Here is a 2081-nt window from a genome sequence, read left to right as displayed (position 1 = left end):
AGGAATGTGGGAGCGTAGACTCTGTGAGACATGGGAGGGTTGACCTCCATGAGACGATGTGGAGATCCAAAGGTGCGACCATAAATCTTCCCAAAGTCCACTTTTTTAAACGAGTGGTCTGAGTGGAGAGGCTTTTTGTACATTCTTCGCCCCATATTTTACACTATCTACAATCTTGTTCCATTTAAAGGTTGTCTTGTACGAAAGGAAATCGTTCAAAACCTAAGAAAACATGAGCATTTAAGAGAAAAATGATTCTCCATAGAGGGAGGTTAGTTAAAGAGGCGTTTTATTGAAATTATCCTTGAAGGAGAACGAAGATGAATAAATTTTGGAATTATAGAGTTTTAAAAAAGGATTGGGAAAATGGTTTGGTTTCATATGATGTATGTGAAGTTTATTATGAGAATGACATACCTACTTCATGGATTTGGGGTAAAAATGTACTTAGTGGTGAGAGTAAAGAAGATTTAGAATGGAGGCTAAATAATTCAATATCTATACCAGCCAATAGGCTGTCAATATTTAATTATTAATGAAGAAAACGAAGGGTGCTATACTGGTAAAAAAGCATGACAAATAACCACCCCATAGAATTTGGGGAGGTTTTCCTCAATATCCAGACACTGCTTATTCAGTCAAACGGAAAGGTTCTTTCTTGGTCAAAATCGCATATATCCAATGGATCAGTCTATTTACACAAGCGATCACAGCTACTTTAAAGAGTTTGCCTTCTGCACGCTTTTTGTCGTAATAAGCTCTTATTCTCTTGTTACGTGAGCCTTTCAGTCCACACCTTACAGCTTGATATAAGGCTGTCCGAAGCCTTCTAGAACCACGTTTGGTGATTTTATTTCGGGTTGCTGTAAACTTGCCGGAAGAAAAGACGCTAGGATCAATACCAGCAAACGCAACCAGTTTCTTCGCGTGATCGAACCGATCAATTTCTCCGACCTCAGCTAAAATTGTTGCTGCAATTTTAGTGCCAATGCCGGGTATTGATTGGATTAGATCGTACTCCATTAATTCTTCAGCCAGAGTTTCTATCGATTTATCCAGTTTCGTTAGATGCTCCTGGTACTGAAGAAGTAAATGAATGAATAGCTCTAATGAGATTAAATGACTCGGAAAAGCGGTCTCTCTGAAGGGATTTCGCTCTGCAGCAGCCATTAGTTTCTGTGCCCGTTCTAGCGACCACTGGTTCGATTTAACATGTCCAACAAGGCGTTTTATAATCGCCGTAACGTTTTCCTCGGACAATGCTAGCACCGATTGAGACGTTGGATACTGGGCCAGGAGACGTAGTGATACCTTAGAATAAAGGTCACCAAACACGCCATGATACTCTGGAAAGACTTGATCCAGTACCGCTTGAAACTGCAACTTTACCTGGACATATATTTCAGTCAGCGACTCATGTTGCCGTGTCAGGTAACGCAGATTCATTAAGTACTGACCCCGTTTTTTGTAAGGCTCCAGCTCTTCTTTGTAGAACATTTCGCCCAACTGGTATGCGTCAGCAACATCCGTTTTTACCTTACGTAAATTCAACTTTTTCGCTTGGTGTGAAAGTAACGGATTGATAACGATATACAGATATTGATGCTCATCTAGAAACTGAATAACCGGACTATGATAATGGCCCGTTGCTTCTAACACAATGGCCGGACGCCGCCCAGAAAAGGACTCCAGGCTTTGAGCAAAGCGGAGGAAGGACGCTAATCCCTCAAGATTATGCTCAAATCGAAATGTCTTTCCGTAGGGCGTTCCTCGATCTGAAAAGGCTTGTGCATGACTTTCTCCTTTAGATACATCTAATCCAATGACAGGATTCATTCAATCACTCCCGATATTATATTCGCCGGTAACCCCTAACTTTCTTGTCGTCCACATTATCGCATGTGATACGGGATCATGGTCCCAACCAGCCTAATCATGGTTTAACAAGTAGGGGGGATGAACGGTATAGCTCTCGGGATCTGGCTCCCACGGGCAGGTACGTTCGATCCCCGGCTACCGCTATCTTAAGACCACACAAAAATGAGGTCTACCAGAAAGATCTGGTGACCTCATAATACGAA

General features: G+C 41.9%; 2 protein-coding genes. One reads left to right on the top strand and one right to left on the bottom strand.

The window, feature by feature from the left end:
• Positions 1-320: 320 nt before the first annotated feature.
• On the top strand, positions 321-536 hold the full coding sequence (locus AB4Z45_RS32865; protein WP_441913831.1) for a hypothetical protein: 216 nt from the start codon (positions 321-323) through the stop codon (positions 534-536).
• Between the two features lie 94 nt (positions 537-630).
• Here the strand turns inward: AB4Z45_RS32865 and AB4Z45_RS32860 are convergent, their stop codons facing one another.
• On the bottom strand, positions 631-1836 hold the full coding sequence (locus AB4Z45_RS32860; RefSeq protein WP_441913830.1) for an IS110 family transposase: 1206 nt from the start codon (positions 1834-1836) through the stop codon (positions 631-633).
• Positions 1837-2081: the final 245 nt, after the last annotated feature.

It is taken from the genome of Paenibacillus sp. MCAF9 (assembly GCF_052114265.1).
In the GTDB taxonomy this organism is placed as follows: domain Bacteria; phylum Bacillota; class Bacilli; order Paenibacillales; family Paenibacillaceae; genus Pristimantibacillus.
This window is presented reverse-complemented; position numbering and strand designations above follow the sequence as displayed.

Excerpts from the sequence above, each read along its gene's own strand:
- AB4Z45_RS32860 (WP_441913830.1), bottom strand. The coding sequence starts at position 1,836 with ATGAATCCTGTCATTGGATTAGATGTATCTAAAGGAGAAAGTCATGCA.
- AB4Z45_RS32865 (WP_441913831.1), top strand. The coding sequence starts at position 321 with ATGAATAAATTTTGGAATTATAGAGTTTTAAAAAAGGATTGGGAAAAT.